Annotated in this window: 13 protein-coding genes and 1 tRNA gene; 3 read left to right on the plus strand and 11 right to left on the minus strand. The window is 57.1% G+C overall.

The window, feature by feature from the left end; all coding sequences use genetic code 11:
• Nucleotides 1–12: 12 nt before the first annotated feature.
• The 4 genes from INT39_RS10320 to INT39_RS10335 form a co-directional block, all read right to left on the minus strand.
• Entirely contained in the window at nucleotides 13–1152 is a 1140-nt protein-coding gene (locus tag INT39_RS10320) for a T6SS immunity protein Tli4 family protein (protein ID WP_193073842.1), read from the minus strand.
• Nucleotides 1149–4379: a phospholipase D-like domain-containing protein gene (locus INT39_RS10325; protein ID WP_193073843.1), complete on the minus strand. Its 3231-nt coding sequence runs from the start codon at nucleotides 4377–4379 to the stop codon at nucleotides 1149–1151. Before INT39_RS10325 ends, INT39_RS10320 begins: the two co-directional genes overlap by 4 nt.
• Nucleotides 4380–4385: 6 nt before the next feature.
• A complete protein-coding gene (tssI, locus tag INT39_RS10330) occupies nucleotides 4386–6791 on the minus strand; it encodes a type VI secretion system tip protein VgrG (protein ID WP_193073844.1) in 2406 nt (801 codons plus the stop codon).
• A gap of 129 nt (nucleotides 6792–6920) precedes the next feature.
• Nucleotides 6921–7187, minus strand: coding sequence for a sulfurtransferase TusA family protein (locus INT39_RS10335; RefSeq protein ID WP_193073845.1), 267 nt, complete (start codon nucleotides 7185–7187; stop codon nucleotides 6921–6923).
• Nucleotides 7188–7347: 160 nt separating this feature from the next.
• On the opposite strand from INT39_RS10335, the gene INT39_RS10340 reads away from it, so the two are divergent.
• Nucleotides 7348–8775 carry a M48 family metalloprotease gene (locus tag INT39_RS10340; protein WP_193073846.1) on the plus strand — a complete coding sequence of 476 codons (1428 nt, stop codon included), beginning with the start codon at nucleotides 7348–7350 and terminating at the stop codon, nucleotides 8773–8775.
• Here the strand turns inward: INT39_RS10340 and nadA are convergent, their stop codons facing one another.
• Nucleotides 8776–9810: a quinolinate synthase NadA gene (gene nadA / locus INT39_RS10345; RefSeq protein WP_193073847.1), complete on the minus strand. Its 1035-nt coding sequence runs from the start codon at nucleotides 9808–9810 to the stop codon at nucleotides 8776–8778.
• Nucleotides 9811–9959: 149 nt separating this feature from the next.
• On the opposite strand from nadA, the gene INT39_RS10350 reads away from it, so the two are divergent.
• Nucleotides 9960–10598 carry a Yip1 family protein gene (locus INT39_RS10350; protein WP_193073848.1) on the plus strand — a complete coding sequence of 213 codons (639 nt, stop codon included), beginning with the start codon at nucleotides 9960–9962 and terminating at the stop codon, nucleotides 10596–10598.
• On the opposite strand, the gene INT39_RS10355 is transcribed toward INT39_RS10350, so the two are convergent.
• Together INT39_RS10355 and INT39_RS10360 are read right to left on the minus strand one after the other, a co-directional pair.
• A complete protein-coding gene (locus INT39_RS10355) occupies nucleotides 10590–11627 on the minus strand; it encodes a DNA topoisomerase IB (protein WP_193074117.1) in 1038 nt (345 codons plus the stop codon). The two genes, INT39_RS10350 and INT39_RS10355, sit on opposite strands and share 9 nt — an antisense overlap.
• Nucleotides 11628–11642: 15 nt before the next feature.
• Nucleotides 11643–12104, minus strand: a complete 462-nt coding sequence (locus INT39_RS10360; protein ID WP_193073849.1) for a ferritin-like domain-containing protein — start codon at nucleotides 12102–12104, stop codon at nucleotides 11643–11645.
• A gap of 99 nt (nucleotides 12105–12203) precedes the next feature.
• Between INT39_RS10360 and INT39_RS10365 the strand changes: the two genes are divergently transcribed.
• Nucleotides 12204–12368, plus strand: coding sequence for a hypothetical protein (locus INT39_RS10365; RefSeq protein ID WP_193073850.1), 165 nt, complete (start codon nucleotides 12204–12206; stop codon nucleotides 12366–12368).
• A gap of 27 nt (nucleotides 12369–12395) precedes the next feature.
• Here the strand turns inward: INT39_RS10365 and INT39_RS10370 are convergent.
• The 4 genes from INT39_RS10370 to tolB form a co-directional block, all read right to left on the minus strand.
• Nucleotides 12396–12471, minus strand: a tRNA-Lys gene (locus INT39_RS10370).
• Between the two features lie 117 nt (nucleotides 12472–12588).
• Nucleotides 12589–13395 (minus strand): tol-pal system protein YbgF, encoded by an 807-nt coding sequence (ybgF, locus tag INT39_RS10375; RefSeq protein ID WP_193073851.1) that lies wholly within the window; start codon nucleotides 13393–13395, stop codon nucleotides 12589–12591.
• Nucleotides 13396–13403: 8 nt separating this feature from the next.
• The gene (gene pal / locus INT39_RS10380) at nucleotides 13404–13910 is read right to left on the minus strand and encodes a peptidoglycan-associated lipoprotein Pal (RefSeq protein ID WP_193073852.1); all 507 of its coding nucleotides are present in this window, start codon (nucleotides 13908–13910) and stop codon (nucleotides 13404–13406) included.
• Nucleotides 13911–13954: 44 nt separating this feature from the next.
• Nucleotides 13955–15244, minus strand: coding sequence for a Tol-Pal system beta propeller repeat protein TolB (gene tolB, locus INT39_RS10385; protein ID WP_413468919.1), 1290 nt, complete (start codon nucleotides 15242–15244; stop codon nucleotides 13955–13957).
• Nucleotide 15245 lies beyond the last annotated feature (1 nt).

The following is a 15245-nucleotide window of genomic DNA, read 5'->3' on the forward strand; positions in this document are numbered from 1 at the left end:
CTGGCGCCAACCTTAGCGATCCAGTGTCACCCGAATGCTTTCGCTCAATGCCTTCCAGCGCGACAGGACGTCTTCCGGGGGTGGGGTGAATTCGGTGAGGTTGTCCAGTCCTTTCTGGAAGGTGAATATCTGCACCGCGATCAGCGGATTGAGCAGCCCGCCGGTATGTGCCAGGGCAAACCAGGCGCGCTCCTGTTCGCCGGACTCCGGCTTGGGGTCCAACCGCCAGCCCTCCAGCCCCGCCAGACGATCACCGATATAGCTGGGCTCGATAAAGCGCGTCAGCTTCCATTTGGTGCCGTCGTAACCGGGGCGGTAGTCGGTGTCGTAGGTGCCGGTGGTGGGTTGGGTCTGCCGAGGGTCATTGGCCGAAGCTGTGACCAGGGTGAATATCACATTGGGTGTGCTGGTGAAGCGCAGGCTGTTCTTGATCGAATAGGCTGTCTTGCCGTCATCGGCAATAAAGCCATAGGGAAAGCAGATACCGGGACCTTCAGGTACTTCATATAAGTCACGGGGCCGAAAACGCGCCATCAGGTCCTTGAACGCTTCAACACCGGTTCCATCGACAGCTCCCTGGCGCATGGCGAAGTAATAGACCCGTTGATTGCGATACACATAGCCGAACCCCGGAAAATCACCGCCAAGGAAATAAGCGTCGGGGATGCCGAGGTCGTGTTCTCTGGGGATGGTCAGGGGAATATCTTTCTCAATCTGCTCAAGATCTTTCTCAAAGCCATCTATATAGTCTTGGGTGATATCCACACCAGCTGCAGCCTGCTCTCTCAATGAAACGATAATTTGTTTATAGCTTTCCGCTTTCTCCATCAGAGTTTTTTGATACCGCATGCCCGTCCCTTTCTGATATCCGACAGCGGCCTCGAATTCTGATCGAGCGACGATATCGCTGACGCGGATGACCACGCCGTTGAAGTCATAGGAGGCAAGATCACCTTTGGCAGCAACCTTGGATGTGAAGTTATGCCCTCCTCCCGACGAGATTCTAAATGTACGCTCAGCATCATAGGTGGCCCACTCCATTTCTTCCGGCACATCAAAGGTCAAACGACCTAGACACTCCTGGCGCGGGCTCTCGGCAGCGGTAAAACCGGAGGGCAAGCAAAGTATGACTGCAAAAATGAGCCTGATCATGTGGTTGAATCCCTTTGTCCCGGTATTGGTGCCGCCGCACTGGCAGTAAAACGATTGCTCTGTCGCCTGATCAGTTGAGTCAGTATGGTCAGGTTGATACCCGAGTCGTTGTTCTCGCCGCGAGTCCATTGAATCGGTAACTGACAGATAAATCCTTGTACACCCTGGGGTCGAGCGTAAGCTCGAGGCGGCAGATGAATATCGCCTCGCCAGAATGCTGCTTCATAAGGCATAGCTTCCATCAAATTTCCGCCCACCCTGAGATCCTCCAGATCTTGATATCCCCAGGTCGGCCATATAGATGCGGGAAAACCATCGGGGTATTTCGACGTATCCGGCATATTACGTCGCTGGACCTGGCTGATATTGCGTGGAATAAAGTCGAAAGATCGCTCGTAAATATCTTGATTTTGACGCGCAACCGTTTTGATGGCCTGCCAGGTACTCATTGCCGCGGGCTGACTTAGGCAAGCGGCCAAGGCAGTGGCTGGCTGCACTTTGGAAGCCTTGCTCAAACTCAACCCAAAATGCTTTCTCCACAAATCCACCCGCAGCTCATGCACCGCCTTGCTGACCTGTTGGGGGTTCTTGCCATCCAGCTTCACCGTGACCGGCGTACTGTCACGCACAATCACCGCCAATTCGGAGTCGCGTGGGCCGAGCAGGCTGCGATCGTTGATGTTGGCGCTGCCGAGAATGGCCACACGGTCATCGGCGATCAGCAGCTTGCTGTGAACATAGATCTGCTCGGTTACCACACGGCCGTCCAGCTCATCCCATGTGCGCAGGTTCAGCAGGGTCAGGTAGCGGCTCCAGTCCTGCAGTTCATAGACCGGACGGTTGTCGGATCCGCGCCGCTCTATAATCCGCTCGGCCTCGTCCCGACTGATCCCTCGGTCCAGTAGCCCGCGAATGCCCATGCGGCGCTGGATCCGCTTGATCAGGCTTTGCTCCCCAAACGCGAGGCTCTGCATGGTCAGGTGAACCTGATGCATGATATTAGGCACATTAAGCGGGCCTTCCGGGTGAACCGGCAGAATCATGTAAACATGAAACGGCCTGTGTTCGTCGATAGCGCGACCAATACGCTCTGCCAGCGCCTTGCCGATATCGTTGATCACACCCTGCTGCACTTCACCCAACCGGTGGCTGAGCCAGCCTTGCGCATTGAGCCCCCACATACCGAACAGTTGGTCGAGAAAGTCGCTGCTTTCCTTATCGGCGTTGCGTGATATGGCGTCTATCTCTACCCAGTTCAAACGCCAGATATCCCTGGCCTTCAGGGCTTCACGCAAGCCCACCCGGAGCACCAGATCCTGGCGAAGAGTTTTAGGGTCGCGAAGGCTCGCCATTGGACCTGAAAGCGGAACATCTTCAAAAAGCTCACCTTCCCGACCGAACTCGGTCTGAAAGAACTGATTCTCGATATAAATGAACTGTTGCGCACTGGAGATCGCCTGCAACATGGCGATCTTGCAGTTGGCCTGTATGCCACGGCTCTCAAACCCAGGAAGTACTGGCAGACTGACCGACGCCTGACGGCGACCAACCTGCTCCTGACTGAGCATCCTCTCCCCAGCGCTACGCAGTACCTGCACGCTGACGCCACCGAGAACGGATTCAGGGTAGGTAGGCAGGCGTTGTGGGTCTGCAATCCAGACTGGAGTGGGTTGCTTCAGGTCCAGACGAATAAAGTTATCGTTATCCAGGAAGTGATGCAGATGTGCCTTGCGGATCAATAGGTTGAGCCAGGTCATGACCGTTTCAAGAGCCCTGCTGACTATGGCGGTATCTTGTGGTGCCGGCGTATTGGCCAGATACGCTTGTTGACCATTCCATCGGTCAATGAAGTTACGCGACAGATCATATACCGATGGTCCGCAGATGCTGCAATGCACGTCCTGCCAGGGCATCCGTGGCTGGTCTTCCGCCAGACAACTGTTATCGGGGGATGATAACGGCTGGGCGTGCTCAAGCAGATAGGGAAAAGGCGCCTGATTGTCGCTCGTCTGCTCTTGCAGAAGACCGTACAGATGCCACAGCACCGAGCTACCCAGTTCATTGACCTTGGGGACCAGATCAGCCGGCAAGGTATCGAATGAAGCGCCAGACAGTAGTCTGAATACTTGCCCGATATCTGTTTCCGACATCCACAGGTTGATCAGATGAATGCTCTTGATCCGCAGCGCCACGGTCATGTTACCTGGGGTGCGCTGCAGCTCCGCCAACCATAGCTGCAGTCGCTCCTTCAATTCAGGGCTGCCCGGCAAGTCATCGACTACCAACTGTATCAGTTCAGACGTGGCACGTATGGACCGCTCCAGGAACCTGTATTTGAGTTCAGCAACGGCCCTCCGACCCCGCTCCAAAGTACCGCCAAACCTCTCCACACCTTGCTGGATGGACTGCACGATGGGCAACGGCGGCCCGCGGAAGAAATCGAGAACATGGTTGATGCTATTGCCCATTTGAGCCCGGGTGGGCATCGGCACGGGCCCACCAAGCGCGGGCTTGGACAGATCGAACAGCGCCGCCATGATTAGACCGGTGCGGCTGACATGCCCATCCAACTCCATCCAACCGAGCTTGGGCAAACCGGGGTTGTAGGCATCATTGCCCAGTCTGTCAGCGCTGGTCAGACTGAAGTTGTTGTCATCTCGACGTCCATAAGCCAGATCGATACCACCGACATAGCCCAGGGTGTTATCGATCACCACGCTTTTCTGATGATGCGAAAAGGTTGCGCCAAGACCTTTCATATCACTTTGCTGAATCGCCGGTGTGCAGAATGCGCGCGGCCCTCCGTCCAATCCCGCGTTCAGCTGAAATATCGCCAACATGGTTTCGATATCATAGGTGCCTACGCTGCTGCCGGGGCTCAGCCAAGGCATGACATACACTCGCAGTTGCGGCTTGCTGGTCAGTGCCTGGTGCAAGCATCGCCAGAGCGTACGCTCGCCATCCAGCAATACGTCGTAGTTCACCTGCCAACCAGTGATGAAGATGCAGCGCTCGGCTTTGCCTATCGCGCCGGCCAGGTCTTTGAAGTAATCCTCACCCGTAGTGAAGAACTGCACCTGGTTACCCGTTCGTTTGGCGGCAAATGCCGAGTCGTCGCTGATAAAAAAGTCCGGCGCCGAATAGGCGGCAAGGGCCTCGCCATCCTGCTGATTGATCTGGTTGACTTGCTTGGCGCGGACGCCGTTGTATGCAGTGGTTTCAGTCATGCTCAATCAACCCCTGGATTGCAGATGGGTATAAAGGTCCGCCGCGCACTGACTGTCCTCTTTGCTTCGCTGGGCAAATAAGGGCGCGTTGCACTGAGCGGGGTTAACACTGTCGCTGTAATCCAGGGCAGCCATGGCTACGCTGTCCGCATGCCAGCTCTCCTGTTCGATATGCATGCTCAATTTCACACGCTGGCCTGGATAGCACAGCCAGATAGGGCCGGATGTTCGATAGTGATCGGACAGCGTGTGCTGCTGACCGTCATCCAGCAGCACACGGCCTTGCCCATCGCTCTCGCCTTCAAAAAGCACCTCACCCTCTCCGCGGATCAGTTGCCAGGGGGTATGCGCCAGCGGAAAACCATCTTCGCCCGGCACATCCAACAACTGCATATTGAAACGGTATTCGGTCGGCTCCCGGTCCTGTTGCGCAGCCACTGAATTAGCCTGAGCCCTGCCAAGCTGACGGCCGACCAGATCAAGCGCCGCCGCAACCGGAACAATCGGCAAGCGGATGTCCAAGCCACTCCCCTGTCCTGCCGCTCCTCCCGTGTTGATCTTGATTGTCGGCCCACGCAGCGTTATGCCGCTCGGAGCCAGTTTGATGAACGAGCCGCCAGCGTTGAGCGTCATTTCCATGCCGGCTTCGATAACCATTTTCTGACCAACCTTGAGATGGATCTCGCGGCCGGCGTCGAGTAAGTGGGCAGTACCGATCTTGACGTGCTGGTTGTTGGCAACGGTCAGGTGGTCGTCGGCTTTGATCTCGGTTTTGCGGTCGGCGTGGGTGGTGTGGTGTTCTTCTGCCAGCAGTTCGGTGTAGCTGTTGGCTTCGGCGCGGTCGTGGCGTTCGTTGCCGACGCGGATATGCTGGTCATGCTGGATGTTCTGGTCCCAGTCACGCTGGGCGTGGATGAAGATCTGTTCTTCACCGGCCTTGTCGTCGATGCGCAATTCGTTGAAGCCGTCGCCGCCGGGCGTGCTGAGGGTTTTGAAGACGCTGCGGGTTTTGTGTTCCGGCAGGTTGTACGGGACTTGATGGGTCTTGTGGTACAGGCAGCCGGTGATCAGTGGTTGGTCGGGGTCGCCTTCGAGAAAGCTGACCAGCACTTCCATGCCGACTCGCGGGATCGTGATGCCACCGTAGCGGTCTCCGGCCCAGTTGCTGGCGACTCTGAGCCAGCAACTGGTCTTGTCGTTGGCCTGGCCGTGGCGGTCCCAGTGGAACTGGACTTTGACGCGGCCGTATTCGTCGCAGTGGATTTCTTCGGTTTCGGGGCCGGTGACGACGGCGGATTGGCTGCCGGCGATGGTTTGTTTCTTGTGGTCTGTTTGAGGACGGAAATTCACATCCCACGGGGTGGCGGTGAAGGTGTTGCGGTAGCCTTGGGTGAAGCCATCCTCGGACTGGGTATTGCTGGTAACCGACTCTTCCAAGACCTGGGGCTGTTTGCCTTCGTGTTTGACGGAGGTCAGGAGCCAGAGGTCGTTCCAGCCTTCTCGTGGGTGTTCAGCCAGAGCCAGAAAATGCCCGCTGATCAACAAGGGCTGGTCACTTTCGCCGTGGACCAGTCGGTAGTCGCTGCGGTGGGTTTCCAGGGTTCTTGTGGCGAGGTGCGCGCCGCGGTCGCGGTGCATGAAGCGGCCGGGGTAGGCGTAGTCTTCCAGTGCAGGCAGGACTTCGCTTTGCGCTGCGCTTTCCATCAGCAGCCGCGGCTTCTCGAAGTTGTAGTCGCGGCGGGTGACGTGGCTTGGGCGAGTTTGCAGGCGCAGGTTGAAGCGCTTGATGACCGGTTCGTCGGCGACCATGCCGCTGCCTTGATTGAACTTGGTTGCCGGCAGTGTGGGGAAGAGGGTCTGGTCTTCGCCAAACACCAGCTGATGCCCGTCAGGGCTGTGCTGGAAGTGGTAGTGGATGCCCTCTTCTTCGCACAGGCGCTGGATGAAGTGCAGGTCGGTTTCGCCGTACTGGGTGCAATAAACTCGTTCGGGGCCTTCTTCGCGCAGCTGGAACCGAAAGGAGTCGGTGAAAATACCGTGGCCCTTGAGTACCTCGGTGATGATCTGCGGCACGCTGCGGTGCTGGAAGATCCGCTGGTTGGTGGCGTGCTGCAGATAGGCCAGACGCGGAACCAGGGTGATGCGGTAGCGGGTCAGGCGTTTGCCGGATTCACCCTGGGCGATGCTGTGGATGAGGCCGTGTACCCCTTTGCCCGGACCGGCATAGCTGAGAAACACCGGCTGGTGCAGCAGGCTTTCGATATCCAGATCGGGGCGTTCGCTGACCAGGTCCAGCTCGAAGCAATAAGGCTGGCTGATGGCTTCGGTGCCTAGAAAGGACAACACCTTGAAGTCGTGGTCTATGCGGGGAATGTCGAGCGTGAAATACGCGGTATTGGCCGGGGCGAACATCCTGTGTTCCTTCGTCTGACGAACAAAGTTGCCGTTATATCAGAATCCGGACAGGCGGGCCGACTCGGGGAAACAGAGGTGTGATGCAGTTGGCAGGAATGAATAATCCGAACCAAATCTTTCTCGAAATTACCCCTCTTCTCTCGCACCAGCCTTGCGCAACCAATAGTGAAACTCCCCGTCCTGCTCGTCGGCACGCAACAACGAATGTCCCGCCAATTCAGAAAATCTCGCTATATCACGCTGCGAGCCGGCGTCGGTGGCGCATAGATAGAGCACCTGCCCAGAGGCCATGCCGTTCAGCGCCAGCTTGGCGCGCAGCAGCGGCAGCGGACAGGAAAGCCCGCGGGCATCCACAGACTGATCCGCCTGCAGTTCATTGTTTCCATCAATCATGTGTTTCTCCCGACAAGCAGCTGTTTCCGTTTCATCACGGGACGGCAAGTATACCGCTGCTTGATCGACGGCAGACAATCCAGGCAAAAATGGGTTAGTGTCTATCCTTATTTCGTCACCATTTCAGAGTCTGTCCATGCAATGTATCAAAGCGGCCAAAATGCCTATCAGAGCTCTGCTGTTCTCGCTGATGACCGTTATTGCAGTACCCGCCACCGCTGAATTCAATCTGCCTTCGCTGGGTGATACCAGCTCGTCGATCATGTCGCGCGAACAGGAATACCAGCTCGGGCGCGCCTGGCTATCCATGCTCCGCGGCTCGGTACGCACCCTGGAAGACCCGCTACTGAAGGATTACATCGAGTCGCATGTGTTCGGCCTGGCGGAAACCAGCCAACTGGATGATCGGCGGTTGACCTTTGTTGCCATCAATAGCCCGCAACTCAACGCCTTTGCAGCCCCTGGCGGCGTCATAGGGATCAACGGCGGGTTGTTTCTGCATGCCCATACCGAAGCAGAGTTCGCCTCGGTCATGGCGCATGAGCTGGCTCACTTGTCCCAGCGGCACTTCGCCCGCGGTTTGCAGCATCAACAGCAGAACCGTATCCCGCTCATGACCGCCATGCTCGCCAGCATCATCCTCGCAGCCAGCGGTGGCGGCGATGCCGGTTTCGCGGCGCTGGCTTCAACTCAGGCGGCGGCAATTCAAGAACAACGGCGCTTTTCCCGGCAGAACGAGCAGGAAGCCGATCGCATCGGCCTGCTCAACCTGAAGCAGGCCGGCTTCGATCCCAACGCGATGCCGAATATGTTCGAGCGGCTTGCCAAACTGAGCCGCTTCAGCCGCACTCCGCCGGAATTTTTGCTGACCCACCCGGTCAGCCAGTCCCGGATCGCCGATTCGCGCAACCGCGCTGGCCAGCTCAACAACGATGGTCGCTTGGACAGTCTGTACTACCAGATGATGCGCGCCCGTGTGCAGCTGTTCTATGAGGACAGCCCCGGCCTGGCGACACAGCGATTCCGTGCGCTACTGGACCAACATGAAGGTGATCACTCTGCCGCACGCTACGGTCTGGTGCTGGCGCTGACTCGCGGCGGACAATATGACGCTGCAGAGGAAGAACTGGAGCCTTTGCTGGCCGAGCACCCGAACAACATTGCCGTACAGTTGGCCAGGGTTGAACTGGATAACAGTCGCAATCAACTGGATGCGGCCCTGGCGCGTCTGGACCGGCTGCTGCAAACCCAACCCGACAACTACCCACTATTGAATGCCAAAGCCGATGTGTTATTGCGCATGCGCGACTATTCCGCCGCCGAGCGCGTAACAGATCGTCTGGCGCGGCTGCGCCCTGAAGACCCGGACGTATGGTATCTGGTATCGGAAATCCGTGGACTGGCGAAGAATATTCTGGGCGTGCATCAGGCCCGTGCGGAATACTTCATGCTGGCTGGCGACCTGGATCAGGCGGACCAGCAGCTGGAGCAAGCGTTGAAGCTTGCCGTCAATTTCGTGGTCAGTTCCCGCATCAACGCGCGCCAGGAAGAGGTCGCGCGTCGACGGGAGATCATCAAAAGCTTCTGATCAGAGATTGCGGGTAAAGTTGAGCATCCGCTCCAGTGGACGTACCGCAGCAGGAATCAGCTCTTCCGGCACCAGAATCTCATTGCTGCCCTGCTCCAGGCTTTGCAGCAGACGCGGCAGGGTATTCATCGCCATCCATGGGCAGTTGGCGCAGCTGCGGCAGGTAGCGCCGTCGCCCGCGGTAGGTGCATCGATCAACCTGCGACCAGGCGCCGCCTGCTGCATCTTGTAGAAAATGCCCTTGTCGGTAGCCACGATGAATGTCGGGTTCGGCAGCTCCCGAGTGGCGTTGATCAGCTGACTGGTTGAGCCCACCACATCAGCCAGCTCCACGACCGACGCCGGGGATTCCGGATGCACGAGAATGGCCGCCTCAGGATAGACAGCCTTGAGGTCCAGTAGTGCCTGGGCCTTGAACTCCTCATGCACGATGCAGGCGCCATCCCACAACAGCATATCGGCTCCGGTCTGGCTCTGGATATAACCACCCAGGTGCTTGTCCGGCGCCCACAGGATCTTTTCGCCTTTGTCCATCAGACTCTCGACAATCGGCAAGGCGCAGCTGGAGGTGACAACCCAGTCAGCACGCGCCTTCACGGCGGCGGATGTATTGGCGTAGACCACCACAGTGCGATCGGGATGCTGATCACAGAAGGCCGAAAACTCATCAATCGGACAGCCGATATCCAGTGAGCAGGTAGCGTCCAGCGTGGGCATCAGCACGCGCTTCTCCGGGCTCAGGATCTTGGCGGTTTCGCCCATGAAACGTACACCCGCTACCACCAGCGTGCTGGCCGGATGATTCTTGCCGAAACGCGCCATTTCCAGTGAGTCGGAAACACAGCCACCGGTTTCCTCTGCCAGCTCCTGCAGCAGCGGATCAGTGTAATAATGCGCGACCAATACCGCATTATGGGCTTTCAATGCCGCGGCGATGCGTACCTTGTAATCGGCTTTCTCGGCATCGCTCAGCGGCGCCGGCTGCTTTGCGGCCAGATGGGCCTGCACCAGCAACCTTTCGGAAATCTGAGACATCTAACAACCCCTCCGGGAATGGAACGGCGACATCATACCACGGTCGCCCTCATCTACCGATGCACAGCGCGAACACGACTGGAACTCCCTGCAACGAAGCGAGTCAAGGATTACAAGGGGACAGGCACACACAACAAGGCAGGATTCCCATGTTCAGACACGTACCCGGTCTTTTCTACTCGCCCAACGCCACCTGGAATCGCATTCACGATGACATCGAGCGCAGCCCATGCAGCTTCATTCCGCTGTTGTTGCTCGGCTCACTGGTTCCTGCACTGTGCATCTACTATGGTGCGTCGGTGGCCGGCTGGTCACTCTTCGGCTCCGAACAGCAGAAGTTTCTCAGCCAACGTAGTGCTGCGCTACTGGCGGTGGCGGTGTGGCTAGCCTACATCACCAACGTCGTCATCATGGGCTGGATGGTTCGCTGGGTGCTGTTTCGTACACCAGTACGCCCTTCCGCTCTACGCGGCATGGCCTTCGCCACCTTCCTGTCGATGCCATTTATGCTGGGGGCGCTGGCAGCCCTGCTCCCGGAGCGCTGGCTCATTCTGTTGGTCATTCCGATAGTCGCAGGATATTCAGCATTGCATTTATATCTGGGGCTGCCGATTTTCATGCGGCTGAGCAAGCCCCAGGCCTACTTTCATGCAACCTGCATTCTGGCGGTGGGCCTGCTGACCATGCTGGTCGTTGGTCTGTTCTATCTGGAAAGCTGGCGGGCGATTGCCCCACCCGGGGATTATCAGGGTATCGAAGAACAGCGCATCGAGCAGACCTTACCCTGACGTACAGGTCTGCAGAAATACGATCAGATCCACCTCTTCCGGTTTGAGCCAGCGCCGCCTGGCTCGACCAGAACTCCAGCTCACCTTGCCCAGCTCACCTCTGAGATAAACATCCAAGATCGCAGGATGGATGTAACATTTACGGCACACTGTCGGGGTATTACCCAACTCGGCGGCAACCAGCTTCACCACCTCGGCCACGGCCTGTTTGCTCGATGAGCGCCCCTGCGCCGTGAGTTCAAGCAGGCTGGCCAGCGCCAGAGTGCTGCCAGCCCAGGTGCGATAATCCTTGGCAGTGAACTCGGCGCCAGCGATCTCGTGCAGACAGTCGTTGATATCCGATGAGCTGACCGAACAAGATTGACCGTCATCATCCAGATACTGGAACAAATGCTGCCCGGGCAATTCTCGGCAGCGACGCAGGATCCGCGCCAACCGCGGATGACGCAGGCTTACCTGATGCTCCACCCCACTTTTTCCGCGGAAGCGAAAACGGATATTGTCGCCGCGCAGACTCAAGTGACGGTTGCGCAGTGTCGTCAGACCATAGGATTTGTTCTGGCGGGCATACTCCTGATTACCGACACGTACGCATGTTTCATCTAGCAGCATGATGACGGCGGCGACTACCTTCTCCCGGTTCAGCTGACGTACCCTGAGGCGCTTGTCCAACTCTCGACGCAAGCCGGACAAGGCATTACCGAAGGCTAACAAGCGCTCGTACTTGGCCGCATCGCGCACTTCGCGCCACAATGGATGGTAACGATACTGTTTGCGACCGCGGGCATCTCGACCGGTGGCCTGGAGATGGCCAAGGGGGTCACGGCAGATCCACACGTCCCGATAGGCAGGCGGAATCGCCAGTGTGTTGATACGTTGGGCAATGGCCTTATCGCGGATGCGCAGGCCGTATTCATCAAAATAGACAGCAGCGCCGTTCAAAATCTTTCGGCTGAAACCCGGCGCGCTGTCGGTGACATAATGCAGTGCCGGCGGGCACCAAGCTGGGGATTCCGCAGCCGCCGGCATCATGGTCTACATCGTTCAGCTACGGGCGCGTTCAGCATCGCGTAGCATCTTCACCTGATCGTGGTTGCGCAGCACGCCATCGTACTGACGTTGTACAACCTGGCGAATGTCCTCCGGCAAGGCCTTTTCCAGAGCCTTGTGGTAACTCTTCTTGGCAACGTCTTCACCCCGCTCGCATTCGTTGAGGATCGCCTCGTCATCCTTGCCGGTCACAGCCGACTTCAGATCGACCCACCGACGGTGCAGATCACCGCTCACGCTGGTGCTGTCTTCCGGGTCACCGCCCAGACGAATGACGATCGACTGCAGCTCCTGGGCGGCCTGGGCGCACTGCGCGGCGCGTTCGGTAAACAGATTCTTCAGCTCCGGGCGTTTGATATCCTCGGCACAGGTACGAAAGCCTGCCTCGCCGTCCTTGCTGGTTTCAATCAGGTCGTTCAGCGTGGAAATCACTTCTTTCGAATCAATGGTATTCATAAAACAACTCCTGCTCTTACGCTGAGTGGTATTACAAATGACCCTGCGGATGCGGAGCGGGTTCAACCTGATTTCAGAATTGCCCAGCGTGCAAATAACATGAACGCTGCTGAAGAAAGTCGAGATGGAGTTGGCTATTCACATCACCACCGAAGAAGAAAAGAAATATTCGTCAACGCAGCCAAACTGATGAGCGAAGAGCAATTGCTGACATTGGGAAAGCAGATGGAAGAAAGGAAGAATAGTCTGAAGAAAGCGGCCTGAGGCCTGATACAGCAGGAGGATACAAAATGGTGGGTCGTGTAGGATTCGAACCTACGACCAATTGGTTAAAAGCCAACTGCTCTACCAACTGAGCTAACGACCCGTTTGATGCGCGATATCTTACTGATTTATCAGTGAAACTCAAGATTTTTTTTAAGTATTTTCCGGTGTATCCAACCCGTACACCGGATCTATTCTTGATCCGCTCGCCAGGCGGATATCACTGCAGGTTGTTCAGCTCACGGCGCGCCAGCTGGGCTGCGGAGGCGTCAGGATGTTTGCTGAGCACTTCCTGGTATAGCTGTGCCGCCTTGGTCGAGTTACCCAGGCGCCGCTCAACTTCGGCCAGCTTGTACAGGGCGTCGGCCTCCTTACGGTGGCCGCCGTACTGGCTGATCACCTTAGCGAAGGCCTGACCGGCAGATTCCAGATCGGATTGCACCAAATAGACTTCGCCCAGCCAATATTGCGCGTTACCAGCATAATCACTTTGGGGGTAACGACGCAGGAAGGCGCTGAAGGCCATTTCAGCCTTTTCAAAATCACGCGCCTTGACCTGATCGAAGGCCGCTTCATAAAGCAGCTTCTCGCGCGCCGGGTCAGCTTCAGCCGGTGCTTGAGAGGTCGCGTCCGGTTTGGCCGGCGTTACTGGCGGCAAACTGTTGCGATTGGCAGACTCGTTCGGGCCTGACGGCGCGGGCGAACCTGTGGAAATAGATGAGAGTCGGCGATCAATATCCTGATAACGATCAAGCTGATCCTTTTCCAACGTCTTCAGTCGATGCTCCTGCTCTTCAAGCAGGCCACGCAGCATGGAAACTTCCCTCTGCATTTGATCCATCTGCTGCATAAGCTGGCCCTCTATCGAGAGGCCAGCCGAGGACGATCGGGCATCAGGCAGTGACTGGGCCTGCGGCTGGTAGCTCGGCGCATTACTGCCCGAGCTACCCTCCATTACCGGAACCTGAGCCATTGCCGTCACCGGCAATAGCAGACAACCCAGTACTAATCCTTGATACCCTTTCATGCGACCTCTTATTTACGCAGTTCTACACGACGGTTCTGGGACCATGCTTCTTCGCCAGTACCAGTGACAGCTGCTTTCTCTTCGCCATAGGAGATCAGCTCCAGCTGTGCTGGGGAAACACCCTGCAGAACCAGATAACGCTGAACAGCTGCGGCACGACGCTCACCCAGAGCCATGTTGTACTCACGAGTACCACGCTCGTCGGTGTGGCCTTCCAGCGCTACGCGGTTGCCTTGTGCCTTGAGGTCCTTGGAGTGTACGTCCAGGGCACGCATGGCTTCAGGCTTCAGATCAGAGCTGTCGAACTCGAAGTAGAAAGTGGTGATGGCGCGCAGAGCCGCTTCTTCGCTGCTGACGTTGCTGCTGCCAGCCGAAGAAGTGGAGCTGCTGTCATAACCAGCGTTCGGATCAACTGCACCGGTGCCGGCAGCATCACCGCCCTTGGAGGAACAGCCAACCACAACGCCGAAAGCGACAACCAGAGCTGCAAACTTGCCGAACTTGATAACTTCCATCATAGACTCCTGATAAACCCCGTTTGGTTTAGTGTTGGTATACCCTATGGCAGGTATGGGGACCATGATGGCACGCGCAGGTCTGTGAACTTCGTCGGAATTTCCGAGCGCGCACGACCATTGGTCGAAACCAGCATAAGTACACCCCGTCCCTGTTGACGGGTAGCGTAAATTAACATAGTGCCGTTCGGTGCGACAGTAGGCGACTCATCCAACGACGTTTCTGTTAATACTTTCAGATTGCCGCGTTCCAGATCCTGGGTGGCAATATGAAAATTCCTGTTGCCTTCCTGCCGGTGAACCATAACCATGGTTCGCCCATCAAACGACAGCTTGGCATTGGCATTATAGTTGCCCACGAAAGTCAGGCGCTCTGCATTGCCACTATTCAAATTCTGTTTGTAAATCTGCGGCCGCCCTCCCCGATCGGAGGTGAATACCAGCGTATTGTTATCCAGCCAGGTCGGCTCGGTATCAATCGCATAGTGATTGGTTACCCGGCGCATTTGTTTACTTGCCAGATCCATGACGTAAATTTCCGGGTTGCCGTCACGTGATAATACAAATGCCAGTCGTTTTCCGTCCGGCGACCAGGCCGGCGCACCGTTGAGCCCCTCAAAACTGGTAACACGTTCACGCCGTCCGGTCTGGATGTAATGCACGAAGATTTCCGGCCGCCGTGACTCGAACGAGACGTAAGCGATGCGTTGTCCGTCCGGCGCATAGGACGGCGTCAGAATCGGTTCCCGTGATTGCAGCAGAGTCACCGTACGAGCACCGTCATAGTCCGAGCGCTGCAGGGTATAGCGAATGTTATCAGCCGAAAAACGCTCGGCCGCCACATACAGCAGCTTGGTGTTGAACGCCCCCTTGATGCCGGTGATCTCCTCGAACACCTCATCACTCACCCGGTGAGCCATATCCCGCAGCTGATTCTGGCTGCCACTGACCGTTCTGGACATGAGCAGCTGTTCCCGAGCTACGCTGTACAGATGGTATTGCAGCTGGTAACCCGTCGTCGTACCGGTTATTTGTCCGGCCAGCACATATTCAACACCCAGCATTTTCCAGTCGCGCGGGAATATCTCCTCGGCGCGGGTCGGCTGGCTGAGCATGTTTTCCCGAGCGAACGGCGTGAACATACCGGAGTTGCGCAAATCATTTGCCGTAACTTCAGCCAGGTCCTCAGTCAACGGCGTACCGCCCTGCCAGCCGAAAGGAACAACCGCGATGGGCGTCGCCCGATCGCTGCCTCGAGTGATTTCGATGGCGTCCTGAGCCAGCGCAACCTGCGCCAGGAGCAGCATGGCAACACAGGTCAGCCAGTACTTCATG

The organism is Pseudomonas sp. FME51, from assembly GCF_014897305.1.